Origin of the sequence: Enterovibrio norvegicus, from assembly GCF_002876705.1 — a bacterium.
GTDB classification, from domain to species: domain Bacteria; phylum Pseudomonadota; class Gammaproteobacteria; order Enterobacterales; family Vibrionaceae; genus Enterovibrio; species Enterovibrio norvegicus_B.
This window is the reverse complement of the sequence record NZ_MDAG01000025.1, coordinates 62,094-86,119: the sequence shown is the minus strand read 5'-3', so window position 1 is coordinate 86,119 and position 24,026 is coordinate 62,094. Positions and strand designations below refer to the sequence as shown.

20 protein-coding genes are annotated in these 24,026 nt (G+C 49.1%); 11 read left to right on the top strand and 9 right to left on the bottom strand.

Annotation, left to right across the window (positions count from 1 at the left end; genetic code table 11):
* Positions 1 to 2 precede the first annotated feature (2 nt).
* Genes gspG through gspC form a run of 5 tightly spaced genes read right to left on the bottom strand, consistent with a single transcriptional unit; the run spans position 3 to position 6,193 of the window.
* Positions 3 to 440: a type II secretion system major pseudopilin GspG gene (gene gspG, locus BCT27_RS14625; RefSeq protein WP_017012507.1), complete on the bottom strand. Its 438-nt coding sequence runs from the start codon at positions 438 to 440 to the stop codon at positions 3 to 5.
* A gap of 46 nt (positions 441 to 486) precedes the next feature.
* A complete protein-coding gene (gene gspF / locus BCT27_RS14620) occupies positions 487 to 1,710 on the bottom strand; it encodes a type II secretion system inner membrane protein GspF (RefSeq protein WP_102319058.1) in 1,224 nt (407 codons plus the stop codon).
* A complete protein-coding gene (gspE, locus tag BCT27_RS14615; protein WP_102396103.1) occupies positions 1,710 to 3,233 on the bottom strand; it encodes a type II secretion system ATPase GspE in 1,524 nt (507 codons plus the stop codon). The genes gspF and gspE overlap by 1 nt, the downstream gene beginning before the upstream one ends.
* 5 nt (positions 3,234 to 3,238) lie before the next feature.
* The gene (gene gspD / locus BCT27_RS14610; RefSeq protein ID WP_102396102.1) at positions 3,239 to 5,257 is read right to left on the bottom strand and encodes a type II secretion system secretin GspD; all 2,019 of its coding nucleotides are present in this window, start codon (positions 5,255 to 5,257) and stop codon (positions 3,239 to 3,241) included.
* 24 nt (positions 5,258 to 5,281) lie between these two features.
* Complete coding sequence (gene gspC / locus BCT27_RS14605) at positions 5,282 to 6,193, bottom strand: type II secretion system protein GspC (RefSeq protein WP_102396101.1); 912 nt, start codon at positions 6,191 to 6,193, stop codon at positions 5,282 to 5,284.
* Positions 6,194 to 6,461: 268 nt separating this feature from the next.
* Here gspC and hslR point away from each other — a divergent pair, with 268 nt between their 5' ends.
* The 4 genes from hslR to BCT27_RS14585 all read left to right on the top strand — a co-directional run bounded on the left by hslR (position 6,462) and on the right by BCT27_RS14585 (position 11,846).
* Positions 6,462 to 6,872: a ribosome-associated heat shock protein Hsp15 gene (hslR, locus tag BCT27_RS14600; protein ID WP_017012502.1), complete on the top strand. Its 411-nt coding sequence runs from the start codon at positions 6,462 to 6,464 to the stop codon at positions 6,870 to 6,872.
* Positions 6,873 to 6,890: 18 nt separating this feature from the next.
* Positions 6,891 to 7,766: an Hsp33 family molecular chaperone HslO gene (gene hslO, locus BCT27_RS14595; protein ID WP_102319055.1), complete on the top strand. Its 876-nt coding sequence runs from the start codon at positions 6,891 to 6,893 to the stop codon at positions 7,764 to 7,766.
* Between the two features lie 310 nt (positions 7,767 to 8,076).
* Positions 8,077 to 9,708 (top strand): phosphoenolpyruvate carboxykinase (ATP), encoded by a 1,632-nt coding sequence (pckA, locus tag BCT27_RS14590; RefSeq protein WP_102319054.1) that lies wholly within the window; start codon positions 8,077 to 8,079, stop codon positions 9,706 to 9,708.
* A 230-nt stretch (positions 9,709 to 9,938) separates the two neighbouring features.
* Positions 9,939 to 11,846 (top strand): AsmA family protein, encoded by a 1,908-nt coding sequence (locus BCT27_RS14585; RefSeq protein ID WP_102396100.1) that lies wholly within the window; start codon positions 9,939 to 9,941, stop codon positions 11,844 to 11,846.
* A 128-nt stretch (positions 11,847 to 11,974) separates the two neighbouring features.
* On the opposite strand, the gene BCT27_RS14580 is transcribed toward BCT27_RS14585, so the two are convergent.
* Genes BCT27_RS14580 through BCT27_RS14570 form a run of 3 tightly spaced genes read right to left on the bottom strand, consistent with a single transcriptional unit; the run spans position 11,975 to position 14,306 of the window.
* Positions 11,975 to 12,922, bottom strand: coding sequence for a bifunctional GNAT family N-acetyltransferase/hotdog fold thioesterase (locus BCT27_RS14580; RefSeq protein WP_017012498.1), 948 nt, complete (start codon positions 12,920 to 12,922; stop codon positions 11,975 to 11,977).
* A 34-nt stretch (positions 12,923 to 12,956) separates the two neighbouring features.
* Positions 12,957 to 13,391 (bottom strand): D-aminoacyl-tRNA deacylase, encoded by a 435-nt coding sequence (dtd, locus tag BCT27_RS14575; protein ID WP_102260056.1) that lies wholly within the window; start codon positions 13,389 to 13,391, stop codon positions 12,957 to 12,959.
* Between the two features lie 21 nt (positions 13,392 to 13,412).
* A complete protein-coding gene (locus BCT27_RS14570) occupies positions 13,413 to 14,306 on the bottom strand; it encodes a virulence factor BrkB family protein (RefSeq protein ID WP_102396099.1) in 894 nt (297 codons plus the stop codon).
* A 66-nt stretch (positions 14,307 to 14,372) separates the two neighbouring features.
* On the opposite strand from BCT27_RS14570, the gene BCT27_RS14565 reads away from it, so the two are divergent.
* The gene (locus BCT27_RS14565) at positions 14,373 to 15,008 is read left to right on the top strand and encodes a DUF2959 domain-containing protein (protein WP_017012495.1); all 636 of its coding nucleotides are present in this window, start codon (positions 14,373 to 14,375) and stop codon (positions 15,006 to 15,008) included.
* 169 nt (positions 15,009 to 15,177) lie between these two features.
* Positions 15,178 to 15,426: a GlsB/YeaQ/YmgE family stress response membrane protein gene (locus BCT27_RS14560; protein WP_017012494.1), complete on the top strand. Its 249-nt coding sequence runs from the start codon at positions 15,178 to 15,180 to the stop codon at positions 15,424 to 15,426.
* A 146-nt stretch (positions 15,427 to 15,572) separates the two neighbouring features.
* On the opposite strand, the gene typA is transcribed toward BCT27_RS14560, so the two are convergent.
* Positions 15,573 to 17,396 carry a translational GTPase TypA gene (gene typA / locus BCT27_RS14555; RefSeq protein WP_102319051.1) on the bottom strand — a complete coding sequence of 608 codons (1,824 nt, stop codon included), beginning with the start codon at positions 17,394 to 17,396 and terminating at the stop codon, positions 15,573 to 15,575.
* Between the two features lie 577 nt (positions 17,397 to 17,973).
* Between typA and glnA the strand changes: the two genes are divergently transcribed.
* The 5 genes from glnA to add all read left to right on the top strand — a co-directional run bounded on the left by glnA (position 17,974) and on the right by add (position 23,898).
* A complete protein-coding gene (gene glnA / locus BCT27_RS14550) occupies positions 17,974 to 19,383 on the top strand; it encodes a glutamate--ammonia ligase (protein WP_017012492.1) in 1,410 nt (469 codons plus the stop codon).
* Between the two features lie 112 nt (positions 19,384 to 19,495).
* Positions 19,496 to 20,062 (top strand): DUF4124 domain-containing protein, encoded by a 567-nt coding sequence (locus BCT27_RS14545; protein WP_102396098.1) that lies wholly within the window; start codon positions 19,496 to 19,498, stop codon positions 20,060 to 20,062.
* A gap of 143 nt (positions 20,063 to 20,205) precedes the next feature.
* Positions 20,206 to 21,243 (top strand): nitrogen regulation protein NR(II), encoded by a 1,038-nt coding sequence (gene glnL / locus BCT27_RS14540; protein ID WP_017012490.1) that lies wholly within the window; start codon positions 20,206 to 20,208, stop codon positions 21,241 to 21,243.
* A 9-nt stretch (positions 21,244 to 21,252) separates the two neighbouring features.
* On the top strand, positions 21,253 to 22,659 hold the full coding sequence (glnG, locus tag BCT27_RS14535; RefSeq protein ID WP_102391554.1) for a nitrogen regulation protein NR(I): 1,407 nt from the start codon (positions 21,253 to 21,255) through the stop codon (positions 22,657 to 22,659).
* Between the two features lie 210 nt (positions 22,660 to 22,869).
* Positions 22,870 to 23,898 carry an adenosine deaminase gene (gene add, locus BCT27_RS14530; protein WP_102396097.1) on the top strand — a complete coding sequence of 343 codons (1,029 nt, stop codon included), beginning with the start codon at positions 22,870 to 22,872 and terminating at the stop codon, positions 23,896 to 23,898.
* Positions 23,899 to 24,026: the final 128 nt, after the last annotated feature.

Sequence of the window (24,026 nt, the reverse complement as noted above, 5' to 3'; positions counted from 1 at the left end):
AATCAGTTAATCTCTAGCATGTTCCAGTTACCGATGTCTTGATTGACACCCTCACCGCCTTCTTGGTTATCCGCACCCAGGGTGAAGATATCCGTTGTGCCGTGCTCGCCTGGGTTCAAGTACTGGTAATCGTTACCCCAAGGGTCTTGCGGAAGACGCTTGATGTAACCATCTTGGCGATAGCTACGTGGTTCTGGCGATGAGGTAGGTTTCGACACCAACGCATCCAGACCTTGGTCTGTGGTTGGGTAAACGCTGTTGTCTAGACGGTACATATCCAACGCACCTTCCAGTGCACTGATATCTGTGATCGCTTTTTGCTGGTCAGCTTTATCTTTGTTACCGAGAAGGTTAGGGACAACCAAACTTGCCAATACACCCAAAATAACGATAACAACCATGATTTCCAGCAGGGTGAAGCCCTGTTGACGACGTTGCATGTTCTATCTCTCCTGAAAAATTGCTGCTTAGCAGCTTATGTTTTGCTTATACACCAACAATATTGTTGAGCTGAATAATGGGCATCAAGGTTGCCACAACAATGAAAAGCACGATGCCTGCCATGCAGACAATCAGTAACGGGCCAAAAATCCCGAGTGCGATATTGACCTGAGATTCAAAGTCGCGGTCTTGGTTATCCGCAGCGCGAGTTAGCATTTGCTCCAACTCACCACTGCGCTCACCACTGGCGATCATATGAAGCATCATCGGTGGGAACAGTTTGGATTTCTCAAGCGACACACGAAGGCTTGCCCCTTCACGCACACGATCGGACGCTTCCAGCACCTTGGTTTTCACCCAGGTATTGGTCATCACATCGGCGGCGACCTTCATGCCATCAAGCAAAGGAATGGCGCTTGAGGTACAAATTGACAAGGTACGTGCAAAGCGTGATGTGTTGAGTCCACGCGCCACGCGCCCAATCACAGGCATACCCAACACATGATGATCCCAATTGAGTTTGCGGGTTTCATTTTTCAGTAGCATTTTGGTGAGCACTAAGAGCCCCACAAACACCACAAGGACGAGCACCCCCCAATTGGTCACAAAGTCACTGGCACTGAGCAGCACCTGCGTAATGCCGGGCAATTCAGCGCCTGTACGCAAAAACTGCCCAACGATGTCAGGCACCACGGTCGCCAACAAGAAAGCGACGATCGCAATCGCCGCCACAGTCAGCACAATCGGATATACCATGGCTTGAATCAGTTTGTTTTTAACTTGCTGACGGTTTTCGACGAAGTCCGCCAAACGCTCAAGCACAGGGCCCAAGTGACCGGATTTTTCACCCGCAGCCACCATGGCACGAAACAGTTGATCAAACACATGTGGGTAATCACCCAAACTGTCCGACAAGGTATAACCTTCAACAACGCGTGCACGTACCCCTGTCAGCATGTTCTTTAGACGCTGCTTTTCAGTTTGTTCAGCCACCGCCTTAATGCATTCTTCCAAAGGCATGGAGGCTTGCACCAAGGTCGCCAGCTGGCGAGTGATCAACGCCAACTCACTGGTGCTGATTCCACGTTGGAAACCCACGGATTGAGATCGCTGCTGTTGCTGCTCTTTCTCACGCGTTTGGGCTATATCAACGGGAACCAAGCCTTTTTCGCGCAGCATTTGCCTTGCAAGACGGGCGGTGTCGGCCTCAATCACACCTTTGATGGTGCGACCTTTAGGGTTAAGTGCTTTGTATTCGAACGCTGCCATTACCCCTCCCGCGTAACGCGAAGGACTTCTTCGAGCGTGGTCTGGCCGAGCCTGACTTTCATCAAACCATCGGCACGAATGCTTGGCGAATGTTGGCGAGCATAACGCTCAATGGCTTGCTCACCTTCTTCGTTGTGGATCAGCTCTTGTACGTGCGTATCCACCACCAGCAGCTCGTGAATACCGGTACGGCCACGATAGCCTTTGTTGTTACAGTGCTTACAGCCACTTGGACGATACAAGGTCAGCGATTCATCTTCCGACATACCAAACCAAGATTTGCTTGGCGCATCCGCTTCATACGGCTCTTTGCAGTCTTGGCATAATGTACGAACAAGACGCTGTGCAAGCACACCCAACAATGACGAAGACACGAGGAAAGGCTCAATGCCCATATCACGCAAACGCGTGATCGCACCCACGGCGGTGTTAGTGTGCAAGGTTGACAGTACCAAGTGACCCGTTAACGAGGCTTGAACCGCAATCTGCGCGGTTTCTAGGTCACGGATCTCACCGACCATCACGACATCTGGATCTTGACGCAAAATAGCGCGAAGACCGCGAGCAAAGGTCATGTCGACTTTGGCATTGACCTGCGTTTGACCGATACCGTCGATATCAAATTCGATCGGATCTTCTACCGTCAAAATATTACGTTCAGCGCTGTTAAGTTCGGTCAAACCCGCATACAAGGTCGTGGATTTACCCGAACCGGTTGGGCCAGTGACGAGCAAAATACCATGAGGGCGTTTAATGAGCGTTTGGAAGCTATCATGCACCGAACGCGTCATGCCCAAACTTTCGAGGTCAAGCTGGGTGGCATTTTTATCAAGTAGACGCAACACCACACGCTCGCCGTGAGACGATGGCATGGTGGACACACGCACATCGACGGCACGGCCACCAATGCGCAGTGAAATTCGGCCATCTTGCGGTACACGCTTTTCGGCAATGTCGAGACGCGCCATAACTTTGATACGCGACACGAGCAGCGGCGCCAGTTTGCGACTTGGGCTTAACACCTCGCGAAGCACGCCATCGACACGAAAACGGATCGACAGGGTTTTCTCAAACGTTTCAATGTGAATATCAGACGCGGTTTCTTTGATCGCCTCACCCAGCATGGCGTTGATCAATTTGATGATCGGCGCATCGTCTTCCGATTCCAGCAAATCCTCGCTTTGCGGCAGCTCTTCTGCCAAGGCAAAGAAATCATCACTGTCCGCACCGATGTCTTCCATCAATTGCTGTGCTTCCGACGAATCACGTTGATAGAGTTGCGTCAGCTTGGGATCGAAATCTTCAACACGCAGTTGGATCGGCGTAAAAGATTGCCCAAGCACACGACGCACTTCCATCAATACTTCTGCACGCGGCTGGTCTTTGTAATACATCAACCAACCGGTATCGGTACGCTCAACCATCACGCCATGACGTTTCGCAAAACCAAACGGCAGACGTAATGCCAAGATAGGCATGACTTGCTCAAGTACTTCATCAGAAACTGCTGGCAGCTCATCCATCGCGTTTACCTCAGTTCCGATAAAATGGCACGGATTTCTGCAGGCATGGTCAGATCGTTACCAAACTCAGGTAGCACTGGCGTCGTCACTCCCGGCATCAGTTTCACTTCTTCTTGCGCGCGGTAAATTTGCTCTGCACGAATGTAGTTGTACTTGCGCTGCGTAATGCCGTCAGCCGTCAAACCGGTGCGAATGATCGTCGGCTTGATAAACAGCATCAAGTTACGTTTTGTTTTACCTGAAGACGTAGATTTGAACAGGTGACCAAGGAATGGAATATCACCCAAGATTGGCACTTTCTGCTCGCTTTCATTGGTTTGTTCATCAATCAAACCACTCAACACGATCATTTGCTGGTCAGCCGCCAAAATCGACGTTGTAAGTTGGCGTTTACCAAAGCGAATGTCTACTGCGCCACTTGCGCCCAGTACGTTAGAAATTTCCTGTTCGATGCTGAGCTGAACAGAATCACCTTCATTGATTTGAGGCGTTACCTTCAGCTTGATACCCACGTCTTTACGTTCAACGGTCTGGAATGGGTTGTCATTATTGGAGCCTGTTGCAGAACCTGTCACAACCGGCACTTCTTCACCGACGATGAATGAGGCTTCTTCGTTGTCGAGCACCATCAAGCTCGGTGAAGACAGAATGTTCGAATCGCTGTTGGACGATACCGCTGTGACCAACGCAGTCCAATCACCAAACACAACACCCGCCGCCAAGCCGCTCACGCCGCCTAACACTTCAGCAATCGCCGTTGGGTCACCAGCTTCAGTAACAGGAACCTGCACGGCAATATTATCTCTATCAAATTGTGTTTCAGTTGTGGTGGTGTCTTTAGCTTGCTCTTGTGCCGCAAGGTAGTTGGTGATCGGTACACCCGTATTACCAAACTGGATACCACCACCATCAAGCGAACCCCACTGAACGCCAAGGTTTGCACCGTCGCTTTCAGAAATTTCAACAATCATGGCTTCGATAAGCACTTGTGCTCGGCGAATATCAAGCTGTGAAATGACACTTTCAAGGGCACGCATGATATCGGGCGGCGCAGTGATCACGAGGGCGTTAGTGCCTTTGTGTGCAGAGATTTTCACGTCCTTGCCCGCTTGTGCTCCGCCAGATTTCTGACCGCCCTGCTTTTCAGCAATCAGGTTGTCAGACACACCTTGAAGGACATCAACCACGTCTTCGGCTTTTGCATAACGCAGGTACACAACACGGTTGTTGCCCGTGGTAGCCATTTCGCGGTCAAGTTGACGAATTAGGTTACGGATACGCTCACGAACCTGAGGTTCGCCAGAGACGAGAATTGAGTTAGTGCGCTCATCAGCAACAAAACTTGGTTGCAACAATGCTGGGGTATTTTTACCGTCTGCTTGTTTGTGCAAGCTTTCAACGATACGTACCATTTCAGATGCCGACGCGTGGTTAAGGTTAACGATCTCAACTTCCGTATCACCCGCCCTGTCCACACGATCAATGATTTCAGCCAGTCGATTCACAACCGCAGCACGGCCGGTGATCATAATGACGTTTGCCGGGTCGTAGTGAACAACGTTACCCGCACCCGCATTGTCGATAAGTTGACGTAGCAAAGGAGACAATTCACGTACGGTTACGTTTTTCACCGACACAACGCGCGTAATAACCGCATCACCTTGGATGGTGTTGTCATCACCGACAACGGGAACGGCTGCCTGCTTCGCGTCTTTATCGCGAATGACTTTCAACACACCGTTTTCCATCTCAACCACAGCAAACCCGTAAACCTCAAGCACGTTGAGGAAGAACTGGTAATACTGATCATCGTTCAGGACGTCATAGCTACGTACATTCACTTTGCCGCGTACAGCGGGATCGACAATGATGGTTTTTTCTAGGTTACGACCAACAATCTCGATAAATTCTTGGATGTCCGTTCCTTTAAAACTGGCACTGAATTCAGCGGCCCATGCGCCCATGCTTTGCATCGCTAACACGCCGGCGACTAGCCACGTTTTACGTTTCTTCCACGTATCCACTCTGTTCTCCGTTTCCAGTCCTACTTACAGGCTGATATAAATGTCGTGCAACTGACCGTCGCGCTGAACGGTGAGACTGATCTCTGAGGCATCAGACAAGCTTTGCCAAATACGGTTCATTTCAGCAGGGTTTGTTAGGTCAGCACCGTTAAGGCCAACTGCTACGTCTCCGGACTTCAAACCCGCCTCATCAAATAAACGGCTATCGCTACCAGGACCGATGCGATACCCAACTAATCCATTTTCACCCTGCTCTTGAGACAAGGTGATGTATTTCAGTAACGCTTGCGGGTTACTCAGGATTTCCGCCTTCACATTACTAAGATCTGGCTTGCCTGTATTTCGTCTGACAGGCGCAGACGCTTTTTGACGCGTCGCTGGCTTGGTTTGGCCGCGCGCATTGTAATCGACACCCGCCAACATCAAAGCTTCATCTCGTCCGTTATTGCGTAAAATGACGCGGTCGTTCAAAACTTGACGCAAAGTAACGCGAGTTCCTTCAATGGCTTCGCCAATACCATAGGTTTTTTGCGAGCCACGGTTTGCGATCACCGCCAAACCACGCTCAGGTTCAGAACTCGCCACCAATCCGACAAGCGTCAGATTCAGACGGGTACGCGGGGCATCAACCACTGGCTCAGGTTTTTTAGGGGCTGGCGCTGTTTTTTCGCTGAAGCGCCCAAAAATATTATGATTAACGATCTGATCGATTTGATAGGCAGGTGTGACTTGTCCAACCGAAACTTGAGAGGGTGCAGAAGAAACAACCGTCGCGTCAGCGGGTACAAACCATACCCATAGCAAGCGGCCTAACGTCCATGCCAGTATAAATAGCAATATCCGTGTCACCCACTTCGCTGCCGAGGCAGGAGCGTCCTTTCCTAATTGTGGCGGCGCAAAGTTCCCTAAGCGCTTCATCCCGAAATTTGCAAACATGCTTTTCCTGTCTAATTACATCAGCAATGCATTGGCAACCAATATGTTGACTGTTTTTAGCGCCTTGATGCAGGAATCATTAGTATGACTCAACAATTTACCTTTTTTCAGACCAATTGCCGATAATACAGAACTGATTTTTGACTGAATGATTCCATCTCGGCTTGAAAGTTAGACGGATCGACACCATATCGAGCCCTGAATTGTGATGCTGATCGTATTAACCAATTGTGGTAAGTTTAGCCACCTGAATGTAAAGGAGTGTTTAGTGGGTTCAAAACACGACAATTCCGACCAAAATTTGCAAGTTCGCCTAGACAAGTGGTTGTGGGCCGCGCGCTTTTACAAAACACGAAACTTGGCGAGAAACATGATTGACGGTGGCAAAGTTCATTATAACGGCCAGCGGTCAAAACCGAGCAAATTGGTTGAAGTCGGTGCGGAAATCCGACTGCGCCAAGGTGCTGAAGAAAAAACCATCGTGGTTGAGCAGCTCAGCGAACATCGACGTGGTGCCCCAGAAGCACAAGCGCTCTATAGCGAAACCGATGCCAGCGTGACATTGCGCGAGCAAAAGAGCCTCGAACGCAAACTCAATGCGCACAACCCGAGCCCAGAACGCCGACCTGACAAAAAGCAGCGACGCGATATTATCAAATTTAAAAACAGTAACGATTAACGCCGGAGAAGTTATCCCATGGCACAAGACAGTCTGCACCGTTACTTGTTCGATGGCGTTTCAGTACGCGGCGAACTGGTTCAATTATCTGACTCTTTTGAACAACTCACAGGCAGCAAGGAATACCCTGCTCCCATTAAGAACCTGCTCGGTGAGCTTATGGTTGCGACCAGCTTGCTTACAGCGACCTTGAAATTTGAAGGCAGCATTACCGTACAAATCCAAGGTGACGGTCCCGTACCCCTTGTGGTTATCAACGGTAACCACGAACAAGTGCTTCGTGGCACAGCGCGTTGGCATGGAGAGCTTGCTGACGACATCACCTTGCAAGGCATGATCGGCAAAGGGCAAATCGTGATCACGATTGAACCTGAGAAAGGTGAACGTTACCAAGGTATCGTTGGCTTGGAAGGCGAGACCCTTCAAGAATGTATTGAAGATTACTTTGAGCGTTCTGAGCAGCTAAAAACACGTTTGTGGCTTCGCACGGGTGACGTTGACGGTAAAAACCATGCGTCAGGCATGTTGCTTCAAGTGATGCCAGATGGCCAAGGAAGTGACGAAGATTTCGACCACCTTGCGCAATTAACTGACACGGTGAAGAACGAAGAATTGTTCACTTTGGCCGCTGAAGACGTTCTTTACAGACTTTATCACCAAGAAAATGTAAAAGTCTTCGAGCCGAAAAACGTGACATTCAAGTGTACATGCTCTCGTGAGCGCAGTGCTTCTGCGATTGCTGCAATTGAACGCCAAGAAGTTGAGAAAATGGTCGTTGAGACAGGAAATCTCAAACTTCACTGCGATTATTGTGGCACGGACTATGAATTCGACAGTGTTGATATTAAAGCAATTTTCGATCAAAACAGTCCATCATCAGATTCTATGCATTAATATTTTCCTTAAATAATTAACGCACAAAAAACCAACAAAAATCGGCCTCCTGGCCGATTTTTGTTCTCTTTCTCGCCTCTTTCCTAAAAAAAACACGCCGACCTTCAACTGCTTAATTTTGTACAAATAATAACCGATATCGAGTGGCACAAGTGCTTAACATGGCGGTAATATAAAAGGTACAGACTGGTTAAGAGTATTACATTCCCTTAATTTGTTTGTGGTTATTTTTTGAATTAACTCTCTGAATTACCTAGTTCAGGTTGCTAGCATGGACGACAGTTAAACACATCTTACCCAAGGAGCACCTATGACTGTCATGAACGTCGAGAAAAAGGTTGCAAGAAATATGGATTTGTCACTGCACGGCTTACACAATGTTAAGGAAGTAATTCGTAACCCAAGTTATGAGCAACTCTTTACTGAAGAAACAAAAGCTGAGCTTGAAGGATATGAGAAAGGCGTTGTTACCGAACTAGGTGCAGTGTCGGTCGATACTGGTATTTTTACTGGTCGCTCTCCGAAAGACAAATACATCGTACGAGATGCCACCACTGAAAATACCCTATGGTGGTCAGATCAAGGCGCTAATGATAATAAAGCGATCGAACAGCATGTCTGGGATGATCTGAAAGCCCTTGTGACAACCCAACTATCTGGCAAGCGTCTGTTCGTCGTTGACGGCTACTGTGGCGCAAACCCTGATACTCGCTTATGCATTCGCGTTATCACAGAAGTTGCTTGGCAAGCACACTTCGTTAAAAACATGTTTATCCGCCCAACAGAAGAAGAGCTGGAAAACTTTGAACCTGATTTCGTGGTAATGAACGGTGCTAAGTGCGTCAATGAGAAGTGGGAAGAGCATGGTCTGAACTCTGAAAACTTCACAGTATTTAACCTGACCGAGAAAATGCAATTGATCGGCGGTACATGGTACGGCGGCGAAATGAAGAAAGGCATGTTCGCAATGATGAACTACTTCCTGCCTTTGCAAGACATTGCATCCATGCACTGTTCTGCAAACATGGGCAAAGAAGGCGATGTTGCGATTTTCTTCGGTCTTTCTGGTACAGGCAAAACCACCCTGTCTACCGATCCTAAGCGTGAGCTTATCGGTGATGACGAACATGGTTGGGATGACAACGGTGTCTTCAACTTTGAAGGGGGTTGCTACGCGAAAACCATCAAGCTATCGAAAGAAGCTGAGCCTGATATCTACAATGCAATCCGTCGTGATGCACTGCTAGAGAACGTTACCGTTCGTAAAGATGGCTCTATCGATTTTGATGACGGTTCGAAAACGGAGAACACCCGTGTTTCCTACCCTATCTACCACATTGAAAACATCGTTAAACCCGTATCGAAAGGCGGTCACGCAAACAAAGTGATCTTCTTGTCTGCGGATGCATTCGGCGTATTGCCACCTGTATCTAAACTGACTCCAGAGCAAACCAAGTACCACTTCTTGTCTGGCTTCACGGCCAAACTAGCAGGTACTGAACGTGGTATCACTGAGCCGACACCAACGTTCTCTGCATGTTTCGGTAAAGCGTTCCTGACGCTTCACCCTACCAAATACGCAGAAGTACTGGTTAAACGCATGGAAGCCGTTGGCGCAGAAGCTTACTTGGTTAACACCGGTTGGAACGGCACAGGCAAACGTATCTCAATCAAAGATACACGCGGCATTATCGACGCTATCCTTGATGGTTCTATCGAGAAAGCAGAAACAAAAATCATCCCAACGTTCAATCTGGAAGTGCCTACCAGCCTGCCAGGTGTTGATTCAGGCATCTTGGATCCACGTGACACGTATGTTGACCCGCTACAGTGGGAAAGCAAAGCGGAAGATTTGGCGCAGCGCTTTATCAACAACTTCGTTGAGTATACTGACAACGACGAAGGCAAAGCATTGGTTAAAGCGGGTCCACAACTCGACTAAAACAAACTTGCAGATGAAAGCCCCCAACTGGGGGCTTTCTTTTTCCCGCCGATGTGATCCTCGTTTCTTTTCATGTTGTCTCACGCCCTTGCCGCTTTCGGCTTGAATAACAGACCTTTTTACGCCAACCTCAACACACTATGCGGGTGTGAACCCGACCCATGCGTATTCCTCACAAACTCAGGTTCATCGTTATCCTTGGTTTGAGTATTTAAAGAGATCATCTCCACATGCGTTTGCTTGCAAAGTTGCTCACGTCGCTACTCATCGTGCTCGTTGTTGCACTGTGCACCTTCCTGACGGTTCTACACACGTCATATGGTTTACCTATGGTGCAACGCGTTGTTAGCACGCTTACGCCTTATCAGCTCAATGCCAATGCGCTTGAGTACGACATCCTTTCGCCTTTTAGCGTTGCATTTGATGACCCAGAACTGTTTCAGGACAATCGTGGTGAGTCTGTCGCATACCTGTCTTTCACCGTCTCGCCTCTCGATAGCCTCACCGGACAGCTCGTGCTAAAAAGCCTGGTGATTCGTGGCGCCACCATCGACGACACTCTGCCTGAATGGGTACCAAGTACGTTGTCGGTAAAACACATTGCACTGGATGATTTGGCCTATGACAGCGATGGACTGTCTTTCTCTCAAGCCGACGTTCAACTGTCGAATTGGCAAAACAGTGAAAAAGAGTGGGGGACGTGGAACGGCAAGTTTCAATTTTCGGCGCCTCACATTTCACTTCAAGGTCAGACACTCTCGAACTTGCTGCTCGACAGCGAAAAGCGGGATGATATATGGGAAGTGTGGGGATTATCCTTCAACAGCATTTTTGGCAACATCACAGGTAGCGCCACCCTTGATGCAAACGACCATTGGACCGTTCACCAACTTGGCGTAAGTGACGCCCGGATCGAACCTTCAGAGGCTTTGTCGGCACTGTCCTCGCAATGGCAGGCTTTTTCTCAACACTATTCCATGGACATTCGCAGGCTCGACCTGCTCGATGTCAGTGCTGAAATGCCCACGCTGAGCATTGACCACCTCAACCTTTCCGCGCAATCCATGACGGTAAAAAACGGCGAACTGACGTGGGCCAACAGCAACGTACCCTCGTTGTTATCATTCAACGCAAACTTGCTGCGTTACGACACGTGGGTGCTGACGGACGCATTGGGTGAGTTTTCACTTTCTCCTGATCTTCTGCGCGTTAACGCATTCTCCTCCAAGATTAACGACGAAGGCTTTATCTCGTTTGCTGGTGACATCAGCAAGACAAGTATACAACTCGACACCTTGGTGGTTAATGGGTTTGACCTTACGCTCCAGGCGCCCTTATTTAGCACACTAAAAACAGCATGGTCAGCGCTGAATGATATTCGAATAGCGTCACTTTCAGTGCGACACACCAATGTTACCGTGCCCGATGTGAACTTCCCGCTGCAGTTCATTGGCATCAATTTGCGGGGCAATGCGTTATCACTGCGAGAAAAGCAACGCTCAGGCATGTGGCAAGGCGACCTCACCGTCAGCATGAAAGCCGCCAGCGTGAATCGCGTTTCAGTCTCAGCACCGCATGCGAGCATGTCCGTCAATGATGGAGTATGGCAATTGGACACGTTGTCATTGTCATTCCGTCAAGGCCAGTTGAACGCAACCGCCAAGGTCGATTTAGCCAACCCAAGTCGACCTTGGGAGATGAAGGCACAAGGCCTCAGTATTCCAACCACGCTTTATCAACAGTGGCTTGATATTAATTTACCGCTATCCGGTGAGCATGACGTATACGCGGCGTTTTCTGGCCTTGCAGCAAGCAACGACAGCTTTGCATACAGTTTGACTGGCACCTTGAATGCAACGCCGCACCGAGTCCTCTTTTCTCGCTCGCCAGGAACAACGTTGTCTCAAGACATTCTGAATGTGTTCATGGGCACCGAGCGTGCTCAAGATGCCGTGGCGTTGCCTTTGGTCATGGGAGACATTGCCATTACCGCCGACAGAGGACGCATCCACATCACGCCTACAACCATTGAAGATGACAATGAAAAAACCGAACTTTCTGGTGAGTGGGATTTAGTGACCCGAGATGGAAAGCTGTCAAACAACACGTTAAAAAGCAATATCTTGGAGATCGACTAGCGGGAAAAATCCCCCTCTTTGCCAACGTATCTCAGGACGGGACAAACGTCAGACACAAAAAAGCGCGAAGATTTCGCGCTTTTTTCGTTAGTGCGGTGTTGTTGTTCATCAGCACGCTTGCTGATCGCTTACCCAAACAGCAAGGTTTGCGTCGGCGTTTGGTGTTGATGTGACGTGCTTTCTTCAGGCACCAACATATAGGTGCCTGCAAACACACCCGCAATCTCGTCGCCGCTGTAGAGCGTCACTTCCAATTTCACACGGGCTTTTCGCCCATCCGCTAAGCGGTCTAAATCGCCGCTTAGTCCATCAAGGGATACCACGGCACGTGGACGCTCAGTGATCGGTTTTCGATAACGAATGTGGCTATCTGCTAATACGATACCTGCGGTGAGCTGTCGCTCTTTCATCAATAACCACACCATCCCCCACCCCGTGAGGGTTGCCATGCTAAACACACTGCCAGCAAACATGGAATCATGAGGATTCAGGTTAGCGTTAAGCAACGCGGACACTTCAAAACGGTAGCCCGTGAACTGAGTGATACGAATGCCCATTTTGTCGCTGATCGGGATTTGTGTTTGCCAGCGTTTCTGAAGCTCACTGCACCATTCTGGACGGCGAACAACATCAGACATCATATCAAGGGGTTTGAGCATTTGTTGATGGCGTACAGGGCCACGCTCTTCGTTCAATTCACCTTGGCTGACAAAACCGTTACCACTGTAAAACCCAATGGCATCTTCGCGGGCGTTACATACAAGGCGTTTTGCCCCTTCTTGGCGCGCAAGTGATTCGAGCGCCATCAAGATCAGCGCACCAAGACCGCGCTTTCGATAATCAGGGGAAACCGCCATGTAGCGAATCTGCCCGTCGTTATCTGGGCTAATGTACAAACGACCAATCGCAATCGGCTCGCCTTTGGCATCCACGATCATGCGGTGAATCGCACCGACATCGTAGGCATCACGCTCAGAGCCTTCTGGCTGACACCAAGGTTCGCGCAGCATCTGCCAGCGAAAATGGAAGTACGCATTCAATTCGTCTTCCTTCGTTGGTGTGATCAATCGAAACATTTCGCAGCTCTCCTTGCGAACCTGAAGTAAACCTTTAAGCCTGAAGCCAGAAAGTGACAGGACCATCATTGGTTAGGCTGACTTTCATGTCAGCAGCAAACACGCCGTTCTCAGTATGAACACCGCTGTCACGGCAATACTGCGAAAACAATTGGTACAGTCTGTCAGCTTCCGCTGGCGGTGCTCCATTAAAACTAGGACGCATCCCTTTTTTTGTATCGGCGGCTAACGTAAATTGCGACACCACCAACACCTGACCACCCGCTTGTTGCACGTTCAAATTCATTTTCCCTTCGTCATCACCAAAAATGCGATAACCCAGAACTTTCTCGTGTAAGCGATGCGCTTTTTTGTCGTCATCCCCTTTTTCAACACCCAACAGCACCAGTAGCCCATGATCAATCGCACCCACCACATCACCGTCTACCACGACGCGTGCTTCACTGACTCGCTGGATCAGCGCAATCATACCAGCCCCTCTCTTATCATCTTAATTATCAGTAAGTTGTTCGTTTGTTGACGGCTCCTCAACATGCCACAACTTTTTCTCACCCAGCGAGGCGGTCACTTCCGCGCCAAGCAATACGATGCACCAACTGAGGTACACCCAAACAAACAACAGCGGCACCACCGCCAGCGCGCCATAAATCAGCTCATAAGACGGAAATTTCGACACATAGATGGCGAACCCCTTCTTACTGAGTTCAAACAACAAGCTTGCGGAAACCGCACCTGTCAGCGCATGCCAAAGTACCACTGGACGATTAGGCACCAAGGTGTAAAGCCCAAAGAAAGCGATAGTGGTTAATAAGAACGGCAACATGCGAAGCAGTGACGGGATCCATTGCTCAGTACCTTCCACATTGAGCAAATTCAATGAACCAAGGTAAGAACTTACACCGAGGCTGGTGCCCACCAACACGGGGCCCAATGTCAGCACCATCCAATAAATAGAAAACGAAATAACCGGTGCCCGCTTGTGCTGCACACGCCAGATGTAGTTTAAGATTTTGTCGATCGCTGAAATCATCATCAAGGCAACAACGAACAGGAAAGCGACACCCACTGCGGTCATTCGCCCAGCATTCGACACAAACTCATCAAGGTATTTCTCGAGCGCTTCCCCCGATGCAGGAACAAAGTTATGCAGGACAAAAGATTTGATTTCATCGCCCGCGCCCGCAAAACTTGGGAATATTGAGAGTGCCGAAAGTACCACAGTGATCAGCGGCACAAGAGATAACAAAGTGACGTACGCCATATAGCCGGCATTAACCGTCAATCGATCGTGACTTACTCGCGACACCAAGTGTCTTGCGAAAGCGAATAACGTCTGCCCCACCTTGGGCAATGAATGCTTGAGTCGTTCCACAGCTTCAACCATAGTTTGTTATTAATATAATCTTTGTTAAGAAACCTAATCATACACGAATGCGTAAAGGAGTTTACCGTGCGTCTACTCACCACCCTATTTCTTATTTTCGCTTTGTCAGGCTGTCAGTCTGCGTACTACGCAACCATGGAAAAGGTTGGCGTTCACAAGCGTGACATTATGGCCGATCGCGTTGAAGCGGCCTCAGAAGCGCAACAAGAAGCCAGTGAGCAATTCACGAGTGCGCTTGAAGCACTCACTGCCCTGACCAATTTCGATGGTGGTGAATTAGAAGCCATGTATAACACCATCAATGACCAATACGAAGAGAGCGAAGCCACAGTTGAAAACGTAAAAGAGCGCATTGAGGCGGTCGAAGATGTCTCTGATGCATTGTTTGACGAGTGGCAGGAAGAATTGTCTTTGTATTCAAGTGCAAAATTGCGCCGTGAGAGTGAACGTAAACTGAAAAACACAGAGCGCAGCTACACCCAAATGCTCGCCGCTATGCGAAAAGCTGAAAGCAAAATGGAGCCTGTGCTCGATACACTTCGGGACAACAGCTTGTACCTCAAACATAACTTAAATGCTGCAGCCATTGGTGCACTCAAAGGCGAGTTTGCTGGGCTAGAAGATGATATCAACCTTGCAATCAAAGACATGCAGGCAGCCATCAATGAGTCTGAGCGCTTCCTCGCCACATTGAAGAACTAATTAAGGATTGGCTGTTTCTTATAAGTGAAACATCCCATGTAACCGTTTTCCCTTATCGTGTGTGCAGGCAACTTCTTGCCTGTATTCAACGGTATGAATACACCACGCGGCTTGAACCATAGGTCACCGCTGATGGATATTCGCCGTCTCTCAACTCGGAGGAGAACACATGGGTATTATTTCTTGGATCATTCTTGGGCTACTTGCCGGCATCTTGGCGAAGTGGATTATGCCTGGGAAAGACGGTGGTGGTTTCATTATGACCACGCTACTGGGTATCGCTGGTGCGGTTGTCGGCGGCTGGGTGAGTTCACTGCTTGGCCTTGGCACTGCTGGCGGTCTAAGCCTAGGTAGCATTGTGATGGCAACCGTTGGCGCGCTTATCTTGTTGTTCCTATACAACCGATTCGCCAAGTAAGCCATCTATTCCAGAACAGCCTCTTACGCTATGTCATGTTGGGATGCTCAGGAATAAAAAACGTTAGATACAAAAAAGCCTCCAATCATGGAGGCTTTTTTATTCGCTACCGTTAAGTCACGATAGCGTTAGCGTTGGTAAATACATTACCCGCGGCTTGCGCGTTTACGCTCGTTCTCAGTAAGAAGTTTCTTACGGATACGGATGCTTTCTGGTGTTACTTCTACCAATTCGTCGTCATCGATGAATTCTAGTGCTTGCTCAAGGGTGTACTTGATAGCAGGTGAAAGTGTTTGAGCTTCGTCAGTACCAGATGCACGAACGTTGGTCAGCTGCTTACCTTTCAGACAGTTAACAGTCAGGTCGTTAGAACGGTTATGGATACCGATAACTTGACCTTCATAAACTTCATCTGCGTGTTCAGCAAACAAACGGCCACGCTCTTGCAGGTTAAACAGTGCGTAAGTCAGTGCTTTACCCGTTGCGTTAGAAATCAATACGCCATTTTTACGCTGACCGATAATGCCAGGTTTCATTGGACCGTAGTGATCAAACGTGTGGTAAATCAAACCAGAACCTGAAGTCAACGTCAGGAATTCAGTTTGGAAACCGATCAGACCACGTGAAGGCATGATGAAGTCCATGCGCACACGGCCTTTACCGTCTGGAGACATGTCAGTCAGTTCACCTTTACGAAGACCGATTTTCTCCATTACGCCGCCTTGGTTTTCTTCCAATACGTCGATGGTTACGGTTTCAAACGGTTCCATTTTCTGGCCGTCTTCTTCTTTGATGATTACTTCTGGACGAGATACTGCTAGCTCGAAACCTTCACGACGCATGTTTTCGATCAGGATAGACAGGTGAAGTTCACCACGGCCTGAAACACGGAAGCGATCTGGGTTGTCAGTTTCTTCAACGCGCAATGCAACGTTGTGAACCAATTCTTTTTGCAGACGCTCAAGGATGTTACGTGACGTCACGTACTTACCTTCTTTACCTGCAAAAGGAGAGGTGTTGACTTGGAAAGTCATGGTCACGGTTGGTTCGTCAACAGACAATGGTGGCAGCGCTTCAACAGCGTTCACATCACAGATAGTGTCAGAGATTTTCATCTCGCCAAGACCTGTAATTGCAACGATGTTACCCGCGTGTGCTTGATCGATGTCATGACGCTCAAGGCCAAGGTAACCCAGTACAGTGCCGACTTTACCGTTACGGGTTTTGCCGTCTGCACCAACGATGGTCACTTGTTGGTTAGGCTTAACCGAACCACGTGTTACACGGCCAACACCGATAACACCAACGTATGAGCTGTAGTCCAACTGAGAGATTTGCATCTGCAGTGAACCTTCAGAATCAACTTTTGGAGCAGAAACGTTGTCAACGATAGCTTGGAACAACGGTTCCATGTTCTCGCCAGTTTCGCCTTCTTCCAACGTCGCCCAGCCGTTTAGTGCTGATGCGTAAACCACTTGGAAATCCAGTTGTTCGTCAGTTGCACCAAGGTTGTCGAACAGGTCAAATACCTGATCCATAACCCAATCAGGACGTGCGCCTGGACGGTCAATCTTGTTAATAACAACAATTGGCTTCAAACCGTGACCGAACGCTTTTTGCGTTACGAAACGGGTTTGTGGCATTGGACCATCAACGGCATCAACAATCAGAAGAACCGAGTCAACCATCGACATGATACGCTCAACTTCACCACCGAAATCGGCGTGTCCTGGAGTATCAACGATGTTGATGCGGTAATCATTCCAGTTAATTGCGGTGTTTTTCGCAAGAATGGTGATACCACGCTCTTTCTCGATGTCGTTCGAGTCCATGACACGTTCTTCGTGCTCGCCACGGGTTTCCAGGGTGCCAGACTGCTGAAGCAGCTTATCAACCAAGGTAGTTTTGCCGTGGTCAACGTGCGCGATAATCGCGATATTTCTTAGTTTATCTAACTGTAACGTAGACATGGGTTCTCTTTCACTCAAAAAAGATGTGTCGCAAAAGGCACTCTAGCTACATTACTAGAGGCATTCATCGCCACTTGATTAAAAAAACGACCGTAATTTAACAGATTCTTACTCAAAACACTTCAACAATGTGACCTAGGACCAATTTATATTCGCCTCGCCTTAGTGATGACACACTTTTAGCCCCTCTTAATATAGTCGCATCCCCTGTCTTTGCGCCTTTAGCGGGTCATCTCTGTGCTAGATAGCATCATGCATCAGCTTTCCGATCGAGATCACAGGTACAACATCGCTCATGTTTCTCACCCCCAACATTGATTGACAACATGAGGCAACCGCTGCTGAATGAAGGGATTGGACACGCATTCTTTTTAGATGCACCAAAACAGTGCGGACGCGCACCAAAAGTGAACATTACTGGCGGTATTTTGCGGACAAGATGACCCAAAATCAGGCAGTAACAGGGTTTTAAAACTTGGCACGCTTTTCGCTTAGTAGCATACAGATTCATTTTTTGTCTGAGCGAAACAAGCTGCTTAGCCAATTTAGAGATAATTGACACCGGAGGTTTATTCACATGTCAGTAGAAAACGTACTTGCCTTAATCCAAGAGCACGAAGTGAAATTTGTTGATCTGCGTTTTACCGATACCAAAGGTAAAGAGCAGCACATCTCAATCCCAGCACATCAAGTTGATGCAGACTTCTTTGAAGACGGCAAAATGTTTGATGGTTCTTCCGTAGCAGGCTGGAAAGGCATTAACGAATCAGACATGGTAATGATGCCTGACGCATCTACTGCTGTACTTGACCCGTTCACCGAAGACAGCACCCTAAACGTGCGTTGTGACATTCTTGAGCCAGCAACAATGCAAGGCTACGATCGCGACCCACGCTCAATCTCAAAGCGTGCTGAAGACTACATGCGTGCTTCTGGTATTGCAGACACCGTGCTTGTTGGTCCAGAACCAGAGTTCTTCTTGTTTGATGACGTGAAGTTCGCCACCGACATGTCAGGTTCTTTCTACAAAATTGATGATGTAGAAGCGAGCTGGAACAGCGGTGCGTCTTTTGAAGGTGGTAACAAAGGTCACCGTCCAGGCGTGAAAGGCGGTTACTTCCCAGTCGCACCTGTTGATTCATCACAAGACATCCGTTCAGCAATGTGTCTGGTTATGGAAGAGATGGGTCTGGTTGTTGAAGCGCACCACCACGAAGTTGCAACAGCAGGTCAGAACGAAATCGCAACGCGTTTCAACACGTTGACGTCAAAAGCTGATGAAATCCAAATCTACAAGTACGTTGTTCACAACGTAGCACACGCATTTGGTAAAACTGCGACCTTCATGCCTAAGCCACTTGTTGGTGATAACGGTTCTGGTATGCACGTTCACATGTCTTTGAACAAAGACGGTCAGAACTTGTTTGCGGGTGATAAATACGGCGGTCTATCTGAAATGGCGCTGTACTACATTGGCGGTATCATCAAGCACGCACGTGCTATCAACGCCTTTGCTAACCCAGCAACTAACTCATACAAACGTCTTGTTCCAGGCTTCGAAGCGCCAGTTATGCTTGCATACTCTGCACGTAACCGTTCAGCTTCTATCCGTATCCCAGTGGTACCAAGCCCGAAAGCACGCCGTATCGAAGCGCGTTTCCCAGATCCAGCAGCCAACCCATACTTGGCGTTTGCAGCACTTCTGATGGCAGGTCTTGACGGTATCAAGAACAAGATCCACCCTGGCGATGCAATGGACAAAGATTTGTATGACCTTCCAGCGGAAGAAGCAGCAGAGATTCCAAAAGTTGCAGAGTCTTTGGAAATTGCATTGAAAGCACTTGACGAAGATCGTGAGTTCTTGACTTCAGGCGGCGTATTCTCTGACGATTTCATCGATTCTTACATCGGATTGAAATCTCAGGACGTGGAAAAAGTAAACATGACCACGCACCCATTGGAATTTGAACTGTACTACTCAGTGTAATACATTCAGTTTCATATCAGATCAAAGGGCTCGCTCACAAGCGGGCCCTTTTTCTATTGTCGTAAACAAGATCAGGCGCAAAATAACACTTTACTCTTCAGGATGTTAAACGATGCGCTCGTTCCGTGTTTTCCTGCTTTCAAGCCTAATGCTCTATTTTGGTGCACCTTCTCTTTCCATTGCGTCCGATGAGTACTACCGCTGGGTAGACGAGAACGGCGTCATGCACTTTAGCGATGCACCACCCGACGTCAGCGTAGAACTCGACATACAGATTGATGTGGTGCCATTAGAAAAACAAACCACAAAGACAAACATACCCACGCCCGATGCGCCTCCTGCACCACCAGAGCCAGAGGCCCCAGCCATGGCAACCGCGGTACGCCTTGTTTCGCCTTCCCAAGAAGCCACGATTAGAAACAACGAAGGCAACATCAGCATCAAGGTCGATACCGATTTACCCTTGGGCAAAGACCAAGCGTTACGCCTGGTTATGGACGGGGAAAAACTATCAACCCAAAGCGCTAACCGTTGGCAACTCAACAACGTAGACCGAGGTGCTCACCAGTTAAATGTGCAATTACTACAAAATGGCAAGGTAATTGCAGCAACCCAGTCAGTGACTGTGTTTTTGCACCGAGCAACAAAGCCTAAAGCGCCAAAACCGACACCACGGTAGGGGTGTAACAAACACAGAGTTCTCGATATGCCATTAATTGATATCGAACGCTGCACAACAACGCACTATCGCGTAAACTAGAATGCACCAATATGGTGCATTCAAACTAGGAAGGTGATGTGGCTACTCTGACCGAAACTGTAATGGACAACCTGATCACAGCAGTGCTGGTGCTCGACAACGAGCTTGTCGTGGCCTATGCCAACCCTGCGGCTGAGCAATTGTTCTGCCAAAGTGCACGTCGCCTGCGCGATCACCCTCTGACAGAGTTACTGCAACACAGCTCCATCGATTTAGTGCAGGTCAAAGAAACCCTCGAGAACGGACAAAGCCTCACGGACAGCGATGTCACACTTGTTATCGATGGCCACCAGCGGAAAGTCGAATTCAGTGCGAGCCCATTAATGTGGGAACGCAGCCCATCCATGCTGCTTGAGATCAAAGCCATTGGGCATCAACGTCGCATCAGCAAAGAGCTCTCCCAGCAAGCCCAGCAGCAAGCCGCTCGAGAATTAGTGCGTGGCCTCGCGCATGAAATCAAAAACCCACTTGGGGGCTTACGCGGCGCGGCGCAATTGCTGGAGAAAATGCTGCCGGACCCAAGCCTGCACGAATATACGCGCATCATCATCGAACAGGCTGACCGGCTACGGAACTTGGTCGATCGCTTATTGGGGCCACAAAAACCCGGACATCGCCAACACGAGAACATTCACGTCATCTTGGAGAAAGTGCGCCAATTGGTCGAACTCGAATCTGGCGATATATCCATTGTCAGAGATTACGACCCAAGCTTGCCCGACCTAGAGATGGACCCCGATCAGATGGAACAAGCCATACTGAATGTGGTCAGCAATGCCGCACAAATACTGCAAGAACTGCACGCACTAAACACCCACGAAGGTGAAATCACACTTAGAACGCGTACCGAACATCAAGTGGTCATTAACGGGCAGCGCCATCGTCTTGCCGCCCGCATTGATATTTCGGATAACGGCCCGGGTATTGCCCCCGATCTTCAAGACACGCTCTTTTACCCCATGGTATCAGGACGCGCTGGCGGCACTGGGCTAGGCCTTTCTATTACGCGAAACCTCATTGATCAGCATAAAGGCAACATTCATGTCAGCAGCTGGCCGGGGCATACCACCTTCACCATTTTGTTACCAATTCGTCGCTAAGGGGAGCTCATGAGCAAAGGATTAATTTGGGTCGTTGATGACGACAGCTCAATTCGCTGGGTATTAGAACGCACGCTAAACGCCGCTGGCTTGGCCTGTGAGACGTTCGCAGATGCAGACAGCGTGTTAGAAGGCTTAAACCGAGAAGTGCCCGATGTGTTGGTCTCAGACATCCGTATGCCGGGAACAGACGGTTTTACCCTGCTCAATCGCCTTCAAGAAGAATACCCAACCCTGCCCGTCATTATCATGACCGCACACTCGGATCTCGACGCAGCTGTGAGTGCCTACAAAAAAGGCGCATTCGAGTACTTGCCGAAACCTTTCGACATTGACGAAGCCGTTGCCTTGGTTGAGCGTGCTGTTTCCCACAGCCAAGAGCAAAAACGTCAGCGCTCTCCGCGTGAATCACAAGAAACCGTGCCGGAGATCATTGGTGAAGCACCCTCAATGCAGGAAGTGTTTCGTGCCATCGGCCGTTTATCCCGCTCCTCCATTTCCGTCTTGATTAACGGTGAATCGGGCACAGGCAAAGAGTTAGTTGCCCATGCCTTGCACCGTCATAGCCCACGCGCCAAGAATGCGTTTATCGCCTTGAACATGGCGGCCATTCCGAAAGATTTGATTGAATCTGAATTGTTTGGCCATGAGAAAGGCGCATTTACTGGGGCGAATAGCATTCGCCAAGGCCGTTTTGAGCAAGCCAATGGCGGCACGCTGTTTTTGGATGAAATCGGCGACATGCCGTTAGATATTCAAACCCGCTTGCTGCGCGTATTGGCGGACGGGCAGTTTTATCGTGTCGGTGGGCATTCAGCGATTAACGTTGATGTGCGTATTATCGCCGCAACGCACCAAAACCTCGAAAAATTGGTGGCAGAAGGCAGCTTCCGTGAAGATTTATTCCATCGCCTGAACGTTATTCGCGTTCACCTTCCCCCGCTGCGAGAACGCCGCCAAGACATCGGACAGCTCGCCAAGCATTTTCTCAAGCGTGCGTCCGACGAACTCGATATCGAGGTGAAATCGCTGCATGCCAGCACGCTCGATCTCATTTCAGGCCTCGCTTGGCCGGGCAACGTGCGTCAGCTCGAGAACACGTGTCGCTGGCTTACCGTGATGGGCAGTGGCAAAGAAATTTTGCCCGAAGACCTTCCGCCAGAACTGCTGCAACCGACCGATACCCTTGAAGAAGGCGAAGGTGGCGGTTGGCAATCTGCGCTCTCGCAGTGGGCGAAGCATTCGTTGGGTAACGGCGATGACAACCTGCTCAGAGAGGCTTTGCCTGAATTTGAGCGCATCTTGTTACAAGAGGCTCTCAGCCACACGCGAGGCCACAAACAAGAGGCTGCAAAACTGCTCGGTTGGGGGCGCAACACACTGACGCGTAAACTCAAAGAACTGCACATCCCTTAAACTCACCGATGAGCTTATTCGCGTAAGGGCAGTCACCGCCCTTACGCATGATGAATAGGTTGGGTTCTTTATCGCTGAGCAATAAATCAACAACTTTGGTTAACATTGACAACAAAACCGCTCAATCGAGTGGTTTGTCTTCACCAATCTACTGACGCGCCTATTTTTAGTCCTTATACTTCTCAAAAGTTGATTTAAGGATATTTGGCTATGATCGCAACCCACCTTCCACTGACGGACCTTCACCGTCACCTTGATGGCAATATTCGTATTAATACCATTTTGGAACTGGGTCAGAAGTTCGGAATGGCGCTCCCTGCGACCACCATCGAAACACTTCGTCCACACGTACAAGTGATGTCTAACGAACCTGATTTGGTTGGCTTCCTGTCCAAATTGGATTGGGGTGTCGCTGTACTTGGCGATCTAGACGCGGTGCGCCGTGTTGCTTACGAGAATGTCGAAGACGCATTGAATGCCCGCATTGATTACGCTGAGCTGCGTTTTTCTCCTTACTACATGGCCATGAAGCATAACCTGCCCGTGCAAGGCGTGGTTGAAGCCGTGATTGACGGTGTAAAAGCCGGTAGCCAAGATTTCGGCGTGAAAACCAACCTGATTGGCATCATGAGCCGCACCTTCGGTGTGGACGCTTGCATGCAAGAATTGGATGCGTTATTGGCACTCAAACAGCACCTCGTCGCCGTTGATTTGGCCGGTGATGAACTTGGCCAGCCTGGTGAGCAATTTAACGACCATTTCGCAAAAGTACGCAAAGCAGGACTCAATGTCACCGTGCATGCGGGCGAAGCTGCAGGCGCTGAAAGCATGTGGCAAGCCATTAACGAATTAGGCGCGACCCGCATTGGTCACGGCGTAAAAGCCATCCAAGATCCACGCTTAATGGATTACCTTGCCAAGCACCGCATTGGTATCGAATCCGCCCTAACGTCAAACGTGCAAACCAGCACTGTCGAGAGCTTCGCAACTCACCCAGTGAAAGCCTTCCTTGAGCATGGCATCTTGGCATCACTAAACACCGATGACCCTGCGGTCTCTGGTATTGAACTGCCACACGAATATGACGTGGCTGCGCCTCAAGCAGGTTTGAGCCAAGCGCAAATCATTCAGCTGCAAGAAAATGGTCTCGAGATCGCTTACTTGTCCGCCAGTGAAAAAGCAGCGCTAAAGGCAAAAAGCACACGCTCGCGCGTAAACGCATGTAAAACAATGCGTTGATGGCAGCACCCTGCACGGTAGGCCTGTCAGGGTTAAGCGTTATAAAAAACACCAGCAAATTGCTGGTGTTTTTTTGAGCGAAGCTGACGTACAATGCCGCCGATTTTTTAACACGCCGGATGAAACGC

Bases quoted from the DNA above. Each gene is read 5' to 3' on its own strand.
- gspG (WP_017012507.1), bottom strand. From the start codon at position 440: ATGCAACGTCGTCAACAGGGCTTCACCCTGCTGGAAATCATGGTTGTT.
- gspF (WP_102319058.1), bottom strand. From the start codon at position 1,710: ATGGCAGCGTTCGAATACAAAGCACTTAACCCTAAAGGTCGCACCATC.
- gspE (WP_102396103.1), bottom strand. From the start codon at position 3,233: ATGGATGAGCTGCCAGCAGTTTCTGATGAAGTACTTGAGCAAGTCATG.
- gspC (WP_102396101.1), bottom strand. From the start codon at position 6,193: ATGTTTGCAAATTTCGGGATGAAGCGCTTAGGGAACTTTGCGCCGCCA.
- hslO (WP_102319055.1), top strand. From the start codon at position 6,891: ATGGCACAAGACAGTCTGCACCGTTACTTGTTCGATGGCGTTTCAGTA.
- pckA (WP_102319054.1), top strand. From the start codon at position 8,077: ATGACTGTCATGAACGTCGAGAAAAAGGTTGCAAGAAATATGGATTTG.
- BCT27_RS14585 (WP_102396100.1), top strand. From the start codon at position 9,939: ATGCGTTTGCTTGCAAAGTTGCTCACGTCGCTACTCATCGTGCTCGTT.
- BCT27_RS14580 (WP_017012498.1), bottom strand. From the start codon at position 12,922: ATGTTTCGATTGATCACACCAACGAAGGAAGACGAATTGAATGCGTAC.
- dtd (WP_102260056.1), bottom strand. From the start codon at position 13,391: ATGATTGCGCTGATCCAGCGAGTCAGTGAAGCACGCGTCGTGGTAGAC.
- BCT27_RS14570 (WP_102396099.1), bottom strand. From the start codon at position 14,306: ATGGTTGAAGCTGTGGAACGACTCAAGCATTCATTGCCCAAGGTGGGG.
- BCT27_RS14560 (WP_017012494.1), top strand. From the start codon at position 15,178: ATGGGTATTATTTCTTGGATCATTCTTGGGCTACTTGCCGGCATCTTG.
- typA (WP_102319051.1), bottom strand. From the start codon at position 17,396: ATGTCTACGTTACAGTTAGATAAACTAAGAAATATCGCGATTATCGCG.
- glnA (WP_017012492.1), top strand. From the start codon at position 17,974: ATGTCAGTAGAAAACGTACTTGCCTTAATCCAAGAGCACGAAGTGAAA.
- BCT27_RS14545 (WP_102396098.1), top strand. From the start codon at position 19,496: ATGCGCTCGTTCCGTGTTTTCCTGCTTTCAAGCCTAATGCTCTATTTT.
- glnL (WP_017012490.1), top strand. From the start codon at position 20,206: ATGGACAACCTGATCACAGCAGTGCTGGTGCTCGACAACGAGCTTGTC.
- glnG (WP_102391554.1), top strand. From the start codon at position 21,253: ATGAGCAAAGGATTAATTTGGGTCGTTGATGACGACAGCTCAATTCGC.
- add (WP_102396097.1), top strand. From the start codon at position 22,870: ATGATCGCAACCCACCTTCCACTGACGGACCTTCACCGTCACCTTGAT.